The sequence below is a fragment of the Bordetella flabilis genome (assembly GCF_001676725.1).
Lineage (GTDB): Bacteria > Pseudomonadota > Gammaproteobacteria > Burkholderiales > Burkholderiaceae_B > Bordetella_C > Bordetella_C flabilis.
Map to the genome: position 1 here is coordinate 1695026 of NZ_CP016172.1, position 18575 is coordinate 1713600.

15 protein-coding genes are annotated in these 18575 nt (G+C 67.4%); 5 read left to right on the top strand and 10 right to left on the bottom strand.

Annotated features, from left to right (window positions below):
• Positions 1 to 142 precede the first annotated feature (142 nt).
• Positions 143 to 715: a DUF2946 family protein gene (locus BAU07_RS07450; protein WP_066655472.1), complete on the bottom strand. Its 573-nt coding sequence runs from the start codon at positions 713 to 715 to the stop codon at positions 143 to 145.
• Positions 716 to 953: 238 nt separating this feature from the next.
• Here BAU07_RS07450 and BAU07_RS07455 point away from each other — a divergent pair, with 238 nt between their 5' ends.
• Positions 954 to 3881 carry a hypothetical protein gene (locus tag BAU07_RS07455; protein ID WP_066655474.1) on the top strand — a complete coding sequence of 976 codons (2928 nt, stop codon included), beginning with the start codon at positions 954 to 956 and terminating at the stop codon, positions 3879 to 3881.
• Positions 3882 to 3909: 28 nt separating this feature from the next.
• Here the strand turns inward: BAU07_RS07455 and BAU07_RS07460 are convergent, their stop codons facing one another.
• From BAU07_RS07460 to glf, 4 genes are read right to left on the bottom strand one after another with little or no spacing between them, the layout of a single operon-like run.
• Positions 3910 to 4281 carry a DUF2784 domain-containing protein gene (locus BAU07_RS07460; protein WP_066655476.1) on the bottom strand — a complete coding sequence of 124 codons (372 nt, stop codon included), beginning with the start codon at positions 4279 to 4281 and terminating at the stop codon, positions 3910 to 3912.
• Positions 4282 to 4324: 43 nt separating this feature from the next.
• Positions 4325 to 6106, bottom strand: coding sequence for an ABC transporter ATP-binding protein (locus tag BAU07_RS07465; RefSeq protein ID WP_066655484.1), 1782 nt, complete (start codon positions 6104 to 6106; stop codon positions 4325 to 4327).
• Positions 6107 to 6142: 36 nt separating this feature from the next.
• Positions 6143 to 7288: a beta-glucosidase gene (locus tag BAU07_RS07470; RefSeq protein WP_198168883.1), complete on the bottom strand. Its 1146-nt coding sequence runs from the start codon at positions 7286 to 7288 to the stop codon at positions 6143 to 6145.
• Positions 7289 to 7298: 10 nt separating this feature from the next.
• Positions 7299 to 9785, bottom strand: a complete 2487-nt coding sequence (glf, locus tag BAU07_RS27720) for a UDP-galactopyranose mutase (protein ID WP_066655489.1) — start codon at positions 9783 to 9785, stop codon at positions 7299 to 7301.
• Between the two features lie 277 nt (positions 9786 to 10062).
• Here glf and BAU07_RS07480 point away from each other — a divergent pair, with 277 nt between their 5' ends.
• A complete protein-coding gene (locus tag BAU07_RS07480) occupies positions 10063 to 10356 on the top strand; it encodes a hypothetical protein (RefSeq protein WP_066655491.1) in 294 nt (97 codons plus the stop codon).
• Here the strand turns inward: BAU07_RS07480 and BAU07_RS07485 are convergent.
• Entirely contained in the window at positions 10322 to 10786 is a 465-nt protein-coding gene (locus BAU07_RS07485) for a DUF2269 family protein (protein ID WP_066655494.1), read from the bottom strand. The genes BAU07_RS07480 and BAU07_RS07485 overlap by 35 nt on opposite strands.
• Positions 10774 to 12072 (bottom strand): SDR family oxidoreductase, encoded by a 1299-nt coding sequence (locus BAU07_RS07490; protein WP_066655497.1) that lies wholly within the window; start codon positions 12070 to 12072, stop codon positions 10774 to 10776. The genes BAU07_RS07485 and BAU07_RS07490 overlap by 13 nt, the downstream gene beginning before the upstream one ends.
• A gap of 187 nt (positions 12073 to 12259) precedes the next feature.
• Between BAU07_RS07490 and BAU07_RS07495 the strand changes: the two genes are divergently transcribed.
• Together BAU07_RS07495 and BAU07_RS07500 are read left to right on the top strand one after the other, a co-directional pair.
• On the top strand, positions 12260 to 13087 hold the full coding sequence (locus tag BAU07_RS07495) for an SIR2 family protein (RefSeq protein ID WP_066655500.1): 828 nt from the start codon (positions 12260 to 12262) through the stop codon (positions 13085 to 13087).
• A gap of 32 nt (positions 13088 to 13119) precedes the next feature.
• Positions 13120 to 13509: a response regulator gene (locus tag BAU07_RS07500; protein ID WP_066655507.1), complete on the top strand. Its 390-nt coding sequence runs from the start codon at positions 13120 to 13122 to the stop codon at positions 13507 to 13509.
• Here the strand turns inward: BAU07_RS07500 and BAU07_RS07505 are convergent.
• Positions 13506 to 13742: a hypothetical protein gene (locus BAU07_RS07505; RefSeq protein ID WP_066655510.1), complete on the bottom strand. Its 237-nt coding sequence runs from the start codon at positions 13740 to 13742 to the stop codon at positions 13506 to 13508. The genes BAU07_RS07500 and BAU07_RS07505 overlap by 4 nt on opposite strands.
• Positions 13742 to 14848 carry a UDP-glucose 4-epimerase GalE gene (galE, locus tag BAU07_RS07510; RefSeq protein ID WP_066655513.1) on the bottom strand — a complete coding sequence of 369 codons (1107 nt, stop codon included), beginning with the start codon at positions 14846 to 14848 and terminating at the stop codon, positions 13742 to 13744. The genes BAU07_RS07505 and galE overlap by 1 nt, the downstream gene beginning before the upstream one ends.
• Before the next feature lie 143 nt (positions 14849 to 14991).
• Between galE and BAU07_RS07515 the strand changes: the two genes are divergently transcribed.
• Complete coding sequence (locus tag BAU07_RS07515; protein ID WP_066655516.1) at positions 14992 to 15615, top strand: FMN-binding negative transcriptional regulator; 624 nt, start codon at positions 14992 to 14994, stop codon at positions 15613 to 15615.
• Between the two features lie 108 nt (positions 15616 to 15723).
• On the opposite strand, the gene BAU07_RS07520 is transcribed toward BAU07_RS07515, so the two are convergent.
• Positions 15724 to 18537 carry a mechanosensitive ion channel domain-containing protein gene (locus tag BAU07_RS07520; RefSeq protein ID WP_066655519.1) on the bottom strand — a complete coding sequence of 938 codons (2814 nt, stop codon included), beginning with the start codon at positions 18535 to 18537 and terminating at the stop codon, positions 15724 to 15726.
• Positions 18538 to 18575 lie beyond the last annotated feature (38 nt).

Here is an 18575-nt window from a genome sequence, read left to right on the forward strand (position 1 = left end):
TGTGCACCTTGCCTGGGCGGGACGGCCGGGCACGCATCCATCGGATGCCTGGCGGTCGCCCCGTGCGCATGCGGCCGGTTCTTGCCGGCACGCGCGCGTGACCATATCGCTCCGGCCGATAGGCGGGAGCCCGGAAACCGTGTCAGGCAATGGGGCGGGGTGGTGCGCGGGAGCCGAGCGGGGGACCGGCAAGGGCCTGCGGCGGCAGGGTGGCGGTCGGCGGGGCAGGCAGCGCCCCATCGTCCATGGCCACCGCCAGGGGCACGAGCGCGCCGGGCGGCAGGTTCAAGGTCAGATGCGCCGCTGCCCAGAAGGGGCATTCGGCGCCGGCGGCATGGTCGTGTCCGGCGTCGTCCTTATCGCCGCCGTGGCCGGCGGCGTGCTGCAGGCCATGGGCCCCAAGGTGCACCGCCGACGCGTCGGCCGCGGTGTGCTCAGGATGACCATGTGCGGAGGGTACATCCGCAAGCCGGTCCGTGTGCCGGTCCGTGTGCCAGCCCGTCTGCCGGGCGTCATCGAGCGACAGCCGGACGGTGGAGACCGCGCCTAGCGCCGTGCACAGCGTGATCCGTACCATTCCCTGGCGGAGGCTGTGCGGGTCGGGCATGTATCCGACGGGGATGGCCGCGCGAAAACCCACGACGAGCAGCAGCAGGCACAGCAGCATGCGTGTGCGGACAGCAGCGATACGGGTGGGCCAGGAGGCGGCGGACATTCGCGAATTCTACGATACGGGGGCGGGCGGCCGACCATTGCGCTACATGCGGTTCCGCGGAAGGCTTCCGCGAACCTTACGGAGGCAGGCGCGGATTCGCTGGAGCAAGGCGTGTACCTGTCCGCCATTTGCGGATACGTCCGGCAGCGCGCCGTCGACGCCTTGTCTAGGATGGTCACTATATGCCGATCCGCTTGCCGCGAGCGTCGGAGGCCTTGCATCACCGGGAGTCGCCAGGATGAGCCGCATCTGTCCCACCGTCGTCTCGATGACCACGTCGGGTGTGCCCCTGCGCCCGCGGACGCGATACCGGCTGCTCTATGCAAAAGCGAACAGGGCCCTGCGCCAGCCTGGACGCGCCGACCTGGCCAAGGCGGCACCACGGGCAAGCGTCCAGCATGTCACCGAGGCCCGCGCGCGCGGGGACGCCGCGTCCGCGATCAATGGTGTGCGCCGTGCCCCTGTCTGTACGGTCGTGGCGCCGGACGCCTGTCCGGCCCGGGCCGACATGCCGGAAGTGGATCTGCATACCGAAGGCGGTCAACTGCGTCGCGACATGGTGGCCAAAGTGCTGGAACGGATAGAAGTCCGTCTCGCCCACATGGCGAACGCAAAGAACCAGTCGCGCATGATCCGCGTAGCGGCCACCCGGGAATGGGCGGCCGTGCACGCCTTGGCGCGCGATCTCGCCCCGTCGCCCCGCGATCCCGGCGCGGGGGCTGTGCCGGCCGGGGGCGACGCAAGCCCGGGCCTGGATGCGGAGGGCAGCGAGAAGCTGCTGCGCGTCCTGCGCGGAGTACGCAAAGCCATCTATGCCCCCCCTTCGTTCCGGGCCCGCCTGTGTCAAGCGCTGGGGCCCGGTGCGGGCACGCCGGATTGCACGGTGGAACCCGACGCGGTGCTGGAGATGCTGCTCAGGCATATGGAGGTGCAGATCCTGGGAGGCTGGGCGGCGCTGGTGCGCGTGCACGTGCAGGCCGTGCAGACCCATGGCTACCAGGATTACGAGTGTCCGGGCAATGGCGAAACGAGTTTTCTCGGCACGACCGCCGATATGCCTGTCGGCAGTCCATCCGTCGGCATCACGCCGGGAGTGATCGCGGGCATGACGATACTGGGCCGTGACCTGGGGGCATGCGAGGACGGCAGCGTGGAGCAGTCGAGCTGGTGGTCGATGACACTGGGGGCATCCCTGACGGCTGGGATCGCGTTCATCAAGGCCAGGCTGGGGCTGTCCGTTTCGGTGAAGCGCACGGAAGGCTTCTTCTTCGAGGATGTGGACCAGCTCGTCGCTTCGCCGGAAGGCTTGCCTCATCGGCAACGCGTCGCCGACGCCACTACCCGGCGGCTCAAGCGGGCGATGGGAGCGAATCGCGGCCCCGTGGCGACAGGGCTGGCGCTGAAAGACCTGGTGGCGCTGCAGGAACGGGCCTATGCCGAGCGGGAAATCTTCGCCAAGGTCTTGGGACCGATCGGGTTCAGTGCCGACGCTGCGGGCGAAGCGCTGCACATGGTTCGCATCACCCGGGCTGCGTCCGCCATGCCGGGACCCTCGGCCTTCCAGGCGACGGAAGCCCGGGCCAGCGCGGACCTGAGCGGCACGGCCGGCGTGCCGGGATTGATGACGGGCACGGTCAAGGTGGCGGGCGAAGCGATCTTCAAGCAGTTGGCCGGTTATTCGCGCAAGGGATTCTGGCAGGCCGTGCGCCACCTGGAACTGGACGACGGCGCGTCGCTGACGCCGGCCGAACGTGAACGCGTCGGGGCGCTGCAAGCCTCGGCGGGGCGGGTGGCGACGGGCCTGGGGCATCTGCGGGTGGCGCTGGGCCGGCAGCATCCGCGGGCGGCGCAGGCACCGGGCGAAATCCCCGGCGCCGCCCGCAGCGGCGGCGCGATCGATGCGGTCGAGGCGATCAATGCGATCGAAGGCGCATCCGCATCGGAACTCGCCGAGCTGCTGTCAGGCATGGAGCGCGAGTTCGACCGCTATTGCTACAGCCGTACGCAGGTCGCGGCCGGCCTGCGCAGGCACGAAGCACAGGCTCGTGCCATCGAGTCGGCGTGGGGCGCGCGCGGTCCCGACGCGATGTACGCGTATGTGCAGGCGCTGGCGATCGCCCTTGCGCTGATCGGGCTGCGCCTGAAGGCCATGGGCGAGGGCGACCATGCCGCGCTGGATCGCCTGGACCACAAACTCCAGGCGCCCGACATGGTCGACTACGACGCGCGCAAGGCCCAGCGCTACACGACATTCAGGGACGAGACCGACTTGCTCGAATACAGCTTCCCGATCTCCCTGCACGCGGGCCTTATCGCCAGGCGTGATGCGGGCATTGCCGGCATCGGCGGCACCGTGGGCATGAGCGCTGGCGTGGCGGCCAGCGTCCAGGCGCTTACCACATGGCGATGCGATGCGAACACGCTGCGCGCGGGCCGGTACCTGCGCATTTCCTTCGACGTTTCCGTCCTCCGCCGCCTTGAGCAACCTGTCCCGGCGATAGGCGAATTCCTCCGTGACCATGCTGCCCGCCTGGGCCTGGATAACCATGCCATCGGACCCGGTGTGGAGGGTCTTGGAGACGTTCTGCGCAACTATCTCATCGGGGCAGTGGAAGCTTCGGTCAGAAGCAGGGTGACGCTGTGCTACTACCAGCCGCGTGGCGCCAATGCGATCGACGGCTTGCGATTGCAGTATGCGCGCCTGACCTGCGGCTCGGCCGCACCGGGGGTGGAAAGCAGCCGGCTCCGGGGCGAGAAGCTGGGCACCGACACGCTGTCGTACCTGTTCATGCGGCATCATGCCTACGCAAGCCGTGCCGGCGGAACGGGCGCGCCGTACTGGAGCCGGTTTTGCGCGCGGCACCGCGGCAGCATCGAATCGATGCTCGCCAAGCTGGCGGACCCGGACCACCCGATAGGTGGCGAGGCGCGCCATTATTGGAACCAGATCGTCGAGGCCGCGGACCCGACTCGCGCGGCGCAGATCGCCTCGATGCGCGCGGCCTTCTTCGGCGCCATGGAAACCTATGCGCGGGCACCCGGCGAGGACAGCTTTCACGTCGCCAGGGCTGCATTGGACGAGCTGGCCGCGCTACATATGCTGCCCTGGCAGCAAAGCCTGCGGGAACATGTGCACAGTAAAGCGCATATCCAACTGGCGGCCTAGGGCAACGGCATACGGCGGCGATCGGACATCATGTCCTGCGTCCGCGCGTGCGCCAGTACAGCAGTGCATAGACGACGACGTTGCCGCCCAGCAGCAGGACGGCCAGCAGCACCTGGATGTCCCGGGTAAGCGCGGCAGGATAGATCAAGGGCAGCAGATACTGGCCGATGAAGCTGCCGGCGTACCCCTGCAAGCCGGCGCGCTCGCGCAGACTGTTCTCCAGGGGCGTGAGGGGGCATATCCACCCCATGCCTGCGATGGCGACGCCCCAGGCCAGCGCCGGCAGGTGCAGCCAGACGGCGCGTCTGCGCCAGAAGGCGGCCAGGCCACCGAAAACCACCCAGGCCACGAAAAGCCCGTGTGCCACTAGCACGGCGTCGGCGAGTACCCGGTAGATCATGGCTGGCTGTCTCGATGCTCCGGCGTGGCGCGCGAGGACGGGCTCATCGCCACGCCGGCTCCGAGGTTTCCGAAACCGCGACTTCCTTGCTCTGCATCCGCCACAGGGTGCTGAACAACCCATCCCGCGCGCGCAGGGCCTCGGGGCTCCCGTCCTCGACGACCCGTCCATCATCCAGAACGATGATCCGGTCAAAGCGCGACAGCGTCGACAGGCGGTGGGCGGCGGCGAGCACCGTGCGATGCCGCATCAGTTCGGTCAGCGCCTCCTGGACGCGCGCTTCGGAGCGGCTGTCCAGCGAGGACGTGGCCTCGTCCAGGATCAGGATGGGGGCGTTCGTCAGAAAGGCGCGGGCAATGGAAAGGCGTTGCCGTTGTCCCCCGGACAGGGAAGCCCCGCGCTCGACCAGCAGCGTGTGGTAGCCGTTGGGCAACTGGTCGATGAACTCGTCGCAGTTGGCCAGGCGTGCCGCCGCGTAGACCTCTTCGTCGGTGGCGTCCGGCCGGCCATAGCGGATGTTCTCCATGACGGTACGGCGAAAGAGAGGCACCTCCTGCGGCACGACCGCGATGGCCTTGCGCAGGCTGTCGCGGGTGAGCGATCGCAGCGGCTGGCCGTCCAGGGTGATGTTGCCGCCGGACACATCGTCCAGACGCTGCAACAAGGCCAGCAAGGTCGACTTGCCGGCGCCGGACGGACCGACGATACCCACCTTCTGGCCGGCGGGAATATACAGGTTCAGGCCGCGAAAGACGTGATGGCCGTCCGGATAGGCGTAGTCCACGTTGTCGAACTGGATCTCGCCGCCTCGGGCGATATAAGGTTTGGCGTTGGGCGCATCGGCCATGCCATGCGGCTGGGCCACCACGCTCAGCATTTCGGCGATGATGCCGAACTGCTGCGCCGTCCCGACAAGCGCCAGCGCCAGGTCGCGCGACCCATGCAGGATCCGGAAGGTCAGGGCGCTGACCACCACGACGTCACCCGTCGTCATGGTGCCGCGCCGCCAGGAGTAAAGCGCCCAGAAAAGCATGGAGCCCGCCATCAGCCATAGGCAGATGTCGTGCAGCACGCGGGCTTTCTCCAGGTACATCCAGCTGTGGCGTTGCGCGCGTGCCTCCTTGGAGACCTCCCATTTCAGGCGCTCGCTTTCGCGTTGCCGCGCGGCGAACGCCTGCACGGCCCAGATATTCGAGACCGTGTCGACGATCTCCCCGCCCACACGCGAGGCGTGCATTCCGTAGGTCTCGTGCAGCTGCCGTCCCCGCGTGCCGAATGCCACGATGACCGTGGCAACCAGCACCACGAAGACCATCAGCGCAAGCGCCAGCCGCCAGTCGATGGTCAGCAATACGACGGTGGCCCCGATGAATTCGACGCAAGGCGGCGTGACGTTCCAGGTGAGCGTGCTGAAGATGATGCCGCCGGCCGATGCCGTCGACGATATGCGGTTGCCCAGCGCCCCGGTCAGGTGGCGCTTGAAAAAAGGCATGGCATGGCCGGTCAGGTGGTCGAACAGGTCCAGGCGCATGTCGGCGCAGGTGGCCACGATGGTGCGGCAACCCAGCCAGCCGCCCGTGCGCCACAGCGCGCTTTCGACGGCGATCAGGCCGAGGAAGAACAGCAGCGGGTGCCAGACGTCCGCGGCGGCGCGGTTTTCCGTGCTCATCGCATCCACGATGAGCTTCATGCCGTATTGCACTGCGACGGCGCAGGTGGCCGCGCTGATAATCAGCGCGCCGAGGCAGAGGAAATGAACAGGCCGGGCCCGCACGTAGTGGAACAGGAAGGCAAGCGGGCGATGCGGTATGGTTCGGGTCGACATGGTATACCGGTGGAGGGCTGGCGTGTCACCAAGGCGCTAGCGCAGCGGCTCGGCTGCTGCCTGCGTCGAGGTCGCGATGACATCGGCGATGCACTGCCGCTGGACGGCCAGCTCCGCCGCGGTGAGCCCGTCGATGGGGCGGGCCCCATGCTCGTTCGCCAGGCCCAGCAGGCCTGTCGGGCAGTGCCGGTCGTCGTCCCACCCAGGATAGTCCGTGACCGGATACAGGCAAATGCCCAATATCGGCAGGCCGTCCGCCAGGGCGCTGGCGACTTCTTCGGCAACATAACGCAGCCAGCCGGCGCGGCGCGGTCCTTCGGCACCTGTTTCGGCGATCAGGATCGGACGGCCGTATCGATCGTGGATTTCGGCCAGCAGCTCGCGCAGCGGCGTATAGGCCGGCTCGCCTCGCCGGATGGTCGGGCCATCCAGAAACCACTGGTTGTGCGGATAGAAATTCACGCCGATGATATCCAGGTAGCCGGGTCCACCGCCCAGTTCGGGTCTTTCCCTGCCGGCCAGCATGTCCCAGGCCTGGTACTGCGCGGCGGTGTGGCCGGCGGCGTCCGCCGCGTCGGCCGGCGTCTGGGGAACGACGCGGATAATCGGATCGGCCAGGACGAACCGGGCGCGCGAATCGACCAGGCGGATTACGTCCATGGCAGCCAGGCAGGCGCGCACCAGTTGCTGTTTCAGCTCGTTCCCACGCCCCAGCGCGCAGGGGCCGATGTAGGCCATCTCGCCGCCGCCCCATGCCCAGAACGAGATTTCATTCATCGGGCAATAGATGGGCGGCTGCGGGCTGCGGTCGCGGACGACGGCGGCGATCTGCGCGGCGAAGCGGGCGAAGGCCTGCGGGAACTCCGGTGACCAGATATCCAGGTGTCCCGGCCATCCGTAGTGGCACAAATCCCAGATCACCTGCGTGCCGGTGCGCGTTGCGGCGTCCAGCTGGGGCAGGAAACTGCCCAGGTCGTAGATGCCGGGGCGTTCCTCGATCAGGTGCCACCGGACTCCGTCGCGGACCGTATGGATGCCCAGTTCAGCCAATGCCCGGTAATCGCGTTCGGCGTGGCGCGCATGTCGGGTGCTTTCCAGCAGGTCGCGTTGCCGCCCGTCCGGCAGGCGCAGCGTCGAGCATTCGAAACCGCCCTGGAAGAAACTACGGAAAATCGCTGGCATGGCCATCCCCTCAGGCGACGGCCGGCTGCGGGGTGTCCGCTTGGCGCTGCTGATGGTCCGCCTCGATACGTGCGTAGGTACTGAGCGCCTGCGCCACCACCTGGTCCATGTTGTAGTAGCGATATGTCGCCAGTCGGCCGACGAAATAAACATCGTTTGTCTGGTCCGCAAGGGCCTCGTAGCGCCTGTAGAGTTCGGCGTTTTCGGGACGTGGGACGGGATAGTAGGGATCTCCTTCCGCGCTGGGATATTCGTACGTCACGCTGGTTTTCGGGTGTTGCTGCCCGGTCAGGTGCTTGTACTCCGTGATGCGGGTGTAGGGGACGTCCTCGGCGGGATAGTTGACCACCGCCGCGGGCTGGAAGGTCTCCCGGTCGATCGTTTCGTGGCGGAACACCAGCGACCGGTAGGGAAGCCGTCCGTAGCGGTAGTCGAAATACTCGTCGACGGGCCCGGTATAGACGATCTTGTCTGCCTGGACCGCCGCGCGGACTTCCCGGAAATCCGTGCCCAGCCAGATGTCGATGTTGGGATGCGCCAGCATGTTTTCGAACATGCGGGTGTAGCCCTGGTCCGGCATCGCCTGGAAGCGGTCGGTGAAGTAGCGGTCGTCATGCGAGGTTCGTGTCGGCACCCGGGCCGTCACGCTGCGGTCCAGTTCCGATGGGTCCAGGCCCCACTGCTTGCGCGTGTAGCCGCGAAAGAATTTTTCGTACAGCTCGCGGCCCACCTGGGATACGACCATGTCCTCGGCGCTGCGTATCGCATCGGGCGTCTCGGCGCGCTGCGCCAGAAAAGCGGCGGCCTGCTCCGGGGTGAACGGACGTCCGTAAAGCATGGACAGCGTCTTGAGGTTGATCGGCATCGGCACGAGCATGTCGTCGACCTGGGCCAGGACACGGTGCTGGTAGGGCCGCCATCCCGTGAAGCGGGAAAGGTAGTCCACCACCTTGTCGGCATTGGTATGAAAGATGTGCGGACCGTACCGATGAACCAGGACGCCATCCTCGTTGTAGTGGTCATAGGCGTTGCCCCCGATATGGGGGCGCCGGTCCACCACCAGGACCCGGCGGTTCAGCCCGGCGGCGAGCCGCTCGGCCAGTACGCTGCCGGCAAAACCGGCGCCGACGACCAGGTAGTCGTAGCGGACCGCCTTGCCATGGCGGATACGCGGGGTCATGATGCGTGGTCCTTCCTTGCGGCCGGCATCCCGTTTGTCGTTGGCCGGCCCGTGCAGTTGCAGGATGCGCGCGCCATCCGTGGGCATGACGGCAGGCGCGGCGTCGCGGCTGTCCGCATCATGCGCGGCGGCCTTGGCCATCAAGACGCCCATCTCCGTCCAGGTGCGGTCCCACGACTGGTCCGTCAATGCGGCATCGGCCGTCCGTTCAAGCGCCTCGCTGTCGCGGCTGTCGAGCAGAGCGGCTTCCGCCGCTTGCACAAAGCCCTGGGCATCCGCGGCGATGCGCACCATCGCGCACTCGCCGTAGGTCCGGATGACATCCGTGATGGGGGTGCTGACGACCGGCTTGCCTGCGGCGAGGAATTCCGGCGTCTTCGTCGGGCTGATGAAGCGAGTCGATTCGTTGATCGCGAAGGGCATGAGCGCGACGTCCCAGCCGGCGAGGTAGGCAGGCAACTCCTCGTAGCGCTTGGGACCGAGATAGTGGATATTCGGCGCGCGTGGGAGCGTGGCCGGGTCGATCTTCACCACCGGACCGACGAAGATCAACTGCCAGGATGGCCGCAGCCTGGCGACCTGCGCCACCAGATCGATATCGAACCGTTCATCGAGCACGCCGTAGAAGCCCATGCGCGGCGCCGGGATGTCTCGCTGGTCCGCCGGGCAATCCAAGGCCTGGCGAGCCATGCGGAAATGCGCCACATCGACACTGCTCGGGAAAGCATGGACGTTGCGGTGGCGGTTGCGCTTGGCTTCATACAGGCTGTGTCCTCCCGTGAATACCACGTCGGCACGTCCGAGCAACTGCGCTTCCCTGGCGGTCAATTGCGGGGGGGCGCCCCGGAACGCGGACAACTCGTCCATGCAATCGTAGACGACGACGTCCGTGGCCAGATGATCCGAGAAGGCCAGGCTCATCGGGGTGTAGTACCAGAGTACGGCAGGCCGCACCGCATCCTCGCGCAGCATGGCGTCGAGCAGCGCGCGCTGATGAACCTGTGCCTGCTCGGCTCCGCAATCGGAGGGCAGGTGCGGGACCAGTACGGTGACCCCCTCCGGTGTTTCCACGCATTCCAGCCATGGCTGCGCATCGAGCGTGGCCACCGGCTCTTCCATGTAGTAGACGCGGTGCGTGCGTGCGAACCGGGACAATAGATGTTGAGGCCGCTGATAGACGAAGTTCCAGCGCAAGTGCGAGAAGCAGAGCAGGGCCGGCCGAGCGGCATGCGCGAGGCGCGCCGGCATGCGCGCTGCCGAATCAGACAATGCCAGGGCCGCATCGGTGTCGATGCGCGGGGTAGCGTCCGGGCTCATAATGACCTCAAGAAGAACGGGTATGGGGAAAGCGTGGCGGGGGCTGCCGGAGCGACATGCGCTGGAGCGGCGTGCCCCTTTACGCAGTTGCCATGCCCGCATCGCGGGCGCGGAATAGACAGCAAGCCCGGCGGTCCCGACCCGTCAGCACGTATGGCGCGGCACGGGGCATGCGCGGCCTATGCATTCCAAGGGGCGCCGCGCGTGAACTTTCTTTCCACGGATGAGTTTCGCTTTCATGGCCGCTCCGCAAGCCCGGCAAACGTGAGGAGCATCGATGAGTTTTGATCCTGATGCGCATGTACAGGACGGCGACGTCCACTACGCGATGCATTTTCCCGACGGCGTGCGCGCGGTACGCGTGACGCGCGGCGCACTGTGCGAATACTTCGGAGCCGACGGCACGCCGGAGCGCATGCTGGACGCATACCGTGCGAACTTCCGCGCCATCCACGCGGTTGCACAGCTGCTTGGAGACCGCCACGCGGGTGAAGTGACCGTGACATCGGCCGATCTGGCCGCGGTCGGCCCCCTCGCTATGTCGGCTTCGCCACCATCAGATAAAAAATAGCCAGGAACGCTACAAACGCCGGGACGCCCAGCGCAACCCAGATGCGAAAGGCGCGCCAGTACGGCGGTGGCAAAGGTTGGTTCGTCCGAACGGCCTCCTGGGCGAGGTCGCGCAATTTCATCTGCAGCCACACAACCGGAAGCCAGCAGGCGATGGCCACCGCATAAAGGATGAGGGATAGGCGTACCCATGCCGTTTCCATCGGCATGCCGTAGCGCCACACCAGCCATACGCCGGTCACGGGCTGGATCACGGCGGTCGTCGCGGTGAACAGGAAGTCCGCCAGCACGACGTAGCGCGCCACGGCCGCGACTACGCGGGTGTCGCGCGACATGGTGGCGGCCAGCAGGTAGAAGGCACTGCCGATGCCCGTTCCGAAGAGCAGCGTCGAGGACAGGATATGAATCCATTTGACGATCAGGATGTCCACTTCCGGTCTTCCAGTTCGTATAGCAGCCAAAGCATTGCAAGGAAGGGCAGGTTTTTCACCATCGGGCCGTAGGGATGCAGCCAGAACTCCGGCAGGCGCAGCGAGATGATGATGGTGTACCCGATCACCAGCGCGGCCTGCGCGAGCCATAGCCAGCGGCGCCGGCGCGGCAGTACGACACATATGCCGAGCAGAAGGTCGAGGCCGGCCGCGCCATACAACGCGGGTGCCAGCGCGGCGTCGGGGACGCCGGCGCGCCGCAGCAGTTCGTAGCTGTCCGCCACCGGATAGCCGAACGCCGACACGAAGGCGGTGACGATCCACACCAGCGCGATGCTCCACCGCAGCACCGGCAGAAGCCATGCGAGACGCGCCTGCGCGGCAAGCGCGGACGCATACGCCGGCTCCACGAACGCATCGGCGGGCCGCGGGGCGCGGCCCAGCAAGCGCTGCAGCCGGCCGGAATCGGCGGTGTTGCCCCGCATGAGCATGGCCAGGGTGTCGGTGTTCAGGAGGGTCCCGGGGACCACGTCGCCCATGCGCGCCGCTACTTGGACCAGGGGCAGGGGCATGCGGACGAAGCGCGCGCGACGCGGCAGGTGCAGGGTTGCGCGCAGCGCCTCGTAATACGCGCGCAAGGACAGCGGCCGCGGCCCGACGGCCGCGACCACGGGCGGCATATCGTGGGCCGGCATCGCGAGGAGGGCCAGTACGGCTTGCACCAGGTCGTCGATAAGCACAGGCTGGATCAGGCTGTCGTCCATCCCCGCAAGCGGGATCAGGGGCAGGCTGGCGGTGGCCATGAAGAATCGCGCGCTCGCCCCTTCCGGGCCGAACACCAGTGATGGTTGCACGATCGAGTACGGGATGCCGAGGGCACGCAGCGCATCGTCGGCGATCTTCTTGCTGAGGTGATAGGCGGATGCCGCGCCGGCGTCCGCGCCCAACGCCGATATCTGGACGATGCGGGACACGCCGGCGATGCGCGCGGCTTCGAATAGCGCGCAAGGCGCTTGTCCATGCACGCGTTCCAAGGTTTGCGAACCGTGCGAACGCAGAATGCCGGCCGCGTTGATGACGGCATCGCAATCGCGCACGGCTTCGGCCCATTGCGTCGCGCTGAGAGCCTGTGCGTAGTCCATACGCAGCCATGCCAGCGCGCCCGATGCCTGGACGCCCGAAGGCGGGGTCCGGCTGACACAGCGCAGCGTGTGGCCTTGCGCCATCAGGGCCGCGACCAGCCTGCGGCCGATGAATCCAGTGGCGCCGGTGAGCAGGATCTTCATCGATGTTCGCGTGTCATGTCCTCGGAAGACCGGCGCGGCTCAGCAGCCCCCGTGCCCATGGGCCGCGGCGGGCGGGTCGGGTACGACGCTTGCCGATGCGGCCCCACGGCGATACGCCGCAAGCACCCCATTCCGCGGATCACGCGCGACGTTCGAGCGAGCGCGAATCCGCGGCAATTGATCGACCATGCCAACAAGAAGACGCAGTGATCTGGATGCTTCGGCCCTGCAAGGCCTGCGCAAGACCTATCGCGAAGGCCGGCTCATCCTGTTTGCCGGCGCCGGCGTTTCAGCCGGCCTCGGGTTGCCCACAGCTCCCCAGCTTGCTACCGAAATGGCGCGCCAGTTGAACGAGGACGTCGATACATTCTCGGGCTACGGTGATGTGCGGGCGCTGGCGGAGTACTATCGCCTGCGCTGCGGCATCGGGCCGCTACGGGAATGGATGATCAAGGAATGGCATCGGCCGGATATCGATATCCAGCAATCCGAGATCCATCGGCTCATCGTGGAGGGGTGCTTCCAGAGCATCTACACAACGAATTTCGACCGATGGCTCGAGTTGGCGCACGAGGTCTATGGCAAGCCCTACGCCAAGATATCCAGCGTGAAGGATCTGGCGGCGGCCCGGAACGGGGTGCGGCAGATCATCAAGTTCCATGGCGACCTGAAGGACGGGGACACGATGGTCCTGGACGAGACCAGCTATTTCGAACGCTTGAGTTTCGAATCGCCGCTGGATTTGAAACTACGCGCGGACTTGCTGGTCAATCCCGTATTGTTCGTGGGCTACAGCATTTCGGATATCAATATCCGCCTGCTGTTCTGGAAACTGTCGAAGCTGTGGCAAGGACACAAGTTCGCGGCGCAACGTCCCCCGTCGTACTTGTTCTGGCATCAGGACAACCCCGTAGCGAATGCGGTGCTGGACCAATGGGGCATCAAGGTGGTGGCGTCCCGGGACCCGGATCCGGGACGAGCGCTGCTGGATTTCATGCGTGAATTGGTGCGCTAGTATGCGACGGCGCGACCCGCATCGGAGAATATATGGCAAAGATAATGGTGGTGGACGACGAGGCCGTCCTTGCGAAAGTCGTCCGCGAGGCGTTGCTCGAGGCGGGCCATACCGTCTATGTCGAGAATGATGGCTTGACCGCACTGACCCGCATGCTGGAGATCGAGCCGGACCTGGTGGTGTCGGACATCATGATGCCCGGCATGGGCGGCGGTTCCCTCCTGACCGCCATGCGCGATAACGCCTGCCTTGGAGAAGTGCCGCTCATCGTCATGAGCGCCTTGCCGGAAGGCGATGTCATGCGCGCCTGCAGCGGCTACGCCGCCTTTGTGGCCAAGCCTTTTGACCTGTCCGAGATGGTCTCGGCGGTGGAACGCGTCCTGGGGCAAGGACGGACGCCTTGGACCCCAGGCGGGAACTAGCCGCCCACGGACCGGTTCTGCGCGGCGCCCAGGACATCGTCGACGCGCATCTCGAAGGCATCGCGCACGGCCCCCGCCCAGTCCGGATACTGCCGGTCCGCCCAGGCCAGTACGTCCACCTTCATCTGGGCGATGAAGGTCTCCGGATCCTGCTTCTCCTGCGCGATGACGCGCACCAGTTCGGACAGCATGCGCGCATCGGCGACCAACACCGCGAATTGCGGGTCGTCCATCACGACACCTCCGCAGGTTCGCGCCGGCGCTGGGCAGGCGCCTGCCGGCCGCCTGCATCGATGCGGTCGTCGGCATAGCCGTCCGGATTGGATTGTTGCCAGTGCCAGCCGTGCGCGCACATGTCCGCAAGGCCGTACCGCGCGCGCCAGCCCAGCTCGCGTTCGGCGAGCGTGGCGTCCGCCCACATCGCATCCACGTCGCCGGCGCGGCGCGGCGCGACGGTATAGGGAATACGCAGGCCTGTCGCCTGCTCGAAGCATTCGATCAACTGCAGCACGCTGGTGCCCTTGCCGGTGCCCAGGTTGACCGCGAGCATGCCCGGCGGCAGCCGCAGCGCACGATCCACCGCACGCACGTGGCCGCGCGCGAGATCCACGACATGCAGGTAGTCCCGCACGCCGGTGCCGTCGACGGTCGGGTAGTCGTTCCCGAAGACGGTCAGGCGCGGGCGCGTTCCGACGGCGACCTGGGTCATGTAGGGAAAGAGATTGTCCGGCTCCGCATTGGGACATTCGCCGATCAGTCCGCTGGGGTGCGCGCCGATTGGATTGAAGTAACGCAAGGCCACCGCGCCGAAGCGCGGGTCGGCGGCGCACAGGTCGGCGATGATGCCTTCGATGGTCAGCTTGCTGCGGCCATACGGGCTGGTGGCGTCGAGGCGATGCGCTTCCGTGATCGGCAGCGCGCACGGCTCGCCGTATACCGTGGCCGACGAGCTGAATACCAGCCGGTTCACGTTAAAGCCGCGCATGGCGCGCAGCAGGTTCATCGTCCCGCCCACGTTGACGTCGTAGTACTTGAGCGGATCGCGCACCGATTCACCGACCGCCTTGCACCCCGCCATATGCACGACGCAGCGGATCGGTGTGCCACGGTCGCGCAGCGAAGCGAACAGGGCGCTGACGACCGCCGGCGAACGGATATCGCCCGCGACATGCTCGACCGCACGCCCGACGATGCGGGCCACGCGGCGCAAGGCCTGCGGGCGGCTGTTGCTGAAGTCGTCCAGGACGATGGGCTGGTAGCCGGCCTGCACCAGTTCCACCAGCACATGCGTACCGATGAATCCGGCGCCGCCGGTGACGAGAATGGCATCGTTGCTCATGTATGGCTCTCTTGGACCGCCGCGGCGGTGCTCGGGACAAGGACGGCCGGGCAGGGGTGCTGCTCCGGGGTTCCCATGGGGCAAGCGTCGTGCCGGGGCAGCCGCGAATCACCGATAATGGCGTGCGCCTTCGGAGAAAACCCATGTACGTGCCACCCGCATTTCGTGAAGAAGACCTGTCCGTCATCCACCAGACGATGCGGGATGCGCCGCTCGCGCACCTCGTCACGGCAGGGCCCGCCGGCGTCGTGGCCACACCGCTGCCCATGCTGCTGGTCGCGGAGGAAGGCGAGCATGGGGTCCTGTATGGCCACGTTTCGCGCGGCAATCCTCATTGGCGCGCCGAGGTGGCGGGCGACGCGATGGCGATCTTCATGGGACCCGACGCCTACGTGTCTCCCTCCTGGTATCCAAGCAAGCAGCGCGACGGCAAAGTGGTACCGACCTGGAACTACGTGGCCGTGCACGCCTATGGACCGGTGGAATTCTTCGACGATGCGGCGCGGCTGCTCACGGTGGTGTCTGCGCTGACCGAGCGCCACGAGTCCGGGCGGGACGCGCCCTGGGCGGTGTCGGACGCGCCACAGGACTACGTGGCGGCCCAGTTGCGCGGCATCATCGGGGTGCGGTTGCCGATCGCGCGCATCGAAGCCAAGCGGAAGATGAGCCAGAATCGCAACGCCGAAGACCGCGCCGGCGTTGCGGCCGGCCTTGCGCAGAGCCACCGCGACGGCGACCGGAAGGCGGCCGCGCTGATTCCGAAGTAGGCCATTCGGCCCGGGACCGGACGCGCGGGGCGGGGCAGCAATCGCCGTCTCACGTGTGGTGGGTTACCTTGGCCTGCGCCTCCGGGCCGTGAGCAGGCCCCGGCCGGATCATCTTTGCCCACTGGGTGGCGGCCCGCCGCGAGCGGGCGGCGCAGGGGAAGCCTCCGTGCCGGCCGCGGCCAGGGTAGAGACGCCCTGCGCGGCCAGCGGAGAGGGGTCGGCCGGCAGCAGCAGGCTGGCGCGGGGGTTCGCGATCTCGATGCCAAGTTCACGGAAACGCGCCAGGATGCGCCGATTGATTTCGCGCTGTACGCCCCAGCGGCCCTTGTCGACGCAGCGTATTTGCCCGGCCAGGGTCACCATGGCTCCGTCGACAGAGTCCACCCCCCATACTTCGAGGTCGTTCAGGATGAGGTCCTTGAAGGCAGGATCGCTGCGCAGCGATGCACCGATGTTCTTCAGTTCGGCTATCGCCATCTCGATGTCGGTGTCGTAGTTGACGCTGATGCGCACGGCCGCGTTGCCGATGCCGCGGTTGCTATTGCTGACGGTCGATACGGAACTGAAGGGCACGATATACAGGGCGCCATCGCCGCCGCGCAGTCGCACGGTGCGTATCGACAGGTACTCCACGCTGCCCGAGACGCCCGCGACAGTCACCCAGTCGCCCACGCGCATGGCGTTTTCCATGAGCAGGAAGATCCCGGTGATGAAGTCCTGCACCAGCTTCTGCGAGCCGAAGCCCAGGGCGACGCCGATGATGCTCGCGCCAGCCAGCAGCGGGGTGGTGTTGATGCCGATCTGGTTCAGCGCCGTGAGGCCGACGACCAGCGCCACCACGATGAACAGCGCGGCGCGCAGCATGGGCAGCAGGGTGCGCAGGCGCGCCGCCCGCAGCATGTCGCCCTGGCTTACCCAGCGGGCCAGACGTCGTTCAACCGAATATTGCGCCGCCTCCCAGATGATGATCGCCACGATGATCGCCACTACGATAGTCATGGCGGCGGAAGCCAGGCTGCGGCCCAGGGTGCCGCTGGCGAACCAGCTCAGGGCGTCGATGCCCCAAGCCTCGAACAGGGCCACGATCGCGCACACGGTCAGGATTACCGACACGAGCCCACGGGTCCAGGCGTAATAGCGTTCGGACAGGCGTGCGGACGGGGCCGGCGCCGCGTCGCCGCCGGCCCCGTCGTCAGCATTGCCGGAAGGAAAAAGCCGGCCCACACCGCCCAGGATCAGGATGGCGAGCAGCCGCGCGACGACGATGACCGCTACGGACACCACGACGAAATGGATCAGCTTGGGGAAGCCATTCTCGACTCCCATCGCCCAGACCACCCACACGCCCATCACGATGACGATCGCGATGGCGGCCCAGGCCTCGGCGAGCCAGTTGCGGGCCATGGGCAACGGGCCACTGGCTTCGGGCGCGGCGCGCAATGCCTGCCGCACCGGCCGCCGGAGTTTCAGTATCAGGATGACCGCGCATATGTGCACGAGCAGGGATACGGTCTTGACGAAGGCCATGCGCAGTGGCGCGCCGGTGCCCAGCAGTGCGGCGGTATCGGCGACCGCCATCCCGAACAGGGCCAGCACGGCGATCCACCTGATCCAGGTCACCAGCACCGTCGCGGTTTCGGGTGCGATCTGCAACAGGCGGAGTCCGCGGCCGGCGGGCGAAACGAGCAGCCGCACGATGGCCATGGTGACCCGGGCGGCGACGTAGGCTTCGATGAAGCCGCCGACCGTGCCGGTGATGCGGACGTCGCCGCCGGCCACCGCGCGGAGCGCCAGGTTGGCCGAGAAGAAAAACAGCGCGATGGGCAGGACCTCCAGGACCAGCGCCGCCAGGGCATACGGCAGGTGCCGCAAGGTGCGCCAGTGATGGCGCGAACTGGCTTGCTGCCGCCGCTCGCGCTCGGCATCCCGCCGGGGCGCTTCGGCGGTGGGCTCGTCCGCCGCTACGGTGCTGGCCGCTCCGGCCGCATTCTCGCGCCCCACCGGCACGGCTTCGACGCGGTCCACGCCGTCGCGGTGCGTTTGCACCAGGGCGACGCCGTCGACGCCCGGCCGCACGCCCGCCTGGGCCGCGTCGGCAGGTTGGTCGGCCAAGGGCGGCGTGGTGCCCACGGCGGCGGCGGTGTCGCCCCGGTTAATGGGCCGGGCCCTCCCATGAGAGTGGGCGCCCGCATCCGTGCTGGCCACCAGATCGGCATGCACGGCGAGGGCCACGCGTGGTTGTCTCAGGACACGCCGCAACGCCCATTCCAGCACCAGCCCGGCCACGAATGCCAAGGCCAACGCCAGGGCCAGCTCGCCCGCCAGACGCTCGCCCGCCGCGTTGGCGATGCCTCCGGATTGTGCGAACAACGCGGGCAGGGTGAGCGCCGCGGCGCGCAGCTCCGCCATCTGTCTGGCGAAGTCGTCCAGCCAGCGGTCCACGCTGCCCAGGATGCGCGCCATCAGGCCGTCAGCTTCCAGGGGGACGATGGTGTCGGGCGGGGTTTCATGCGCGGCGGCGGGTGCCTCCGCGGCGGGGTTCGATGCCGCGGCCGTCCCCGCCGCGGTCGGCGTGCCGGCAGTCGGCCCTGGGTTGGTCCCCGCCGCGGCAGCCGGTGGTGCGACCGTACCGGGCGCGGCAGCCGCGATCGCCTTCAATGTGCGCAGTAGCTCCGCGCGGCGCGCATCGTCCTGAAGGATGTCGATGGTACGTTGTGCGTCGGCCGGCGTCACCGGTGCAGCGACCGGTGGCACCGCCGGAGGTGGTCGCACCGAGGCCGCTGGCGGCGCCGGGACGGCGGCCGGTACGGATGCGCCCGGCGGCACGCCCTGCGCGACGGCGGGACGAGCAACCTGGAAAACCAGTAAAGCCAGCAAAGCGAAGCAGGCGGTGCCTGCGCGGAGAAATGGGCTGATGCGCATGCGAGCGAGCCGGCGCCGGGGCGCCAGGGTTCAAAAGC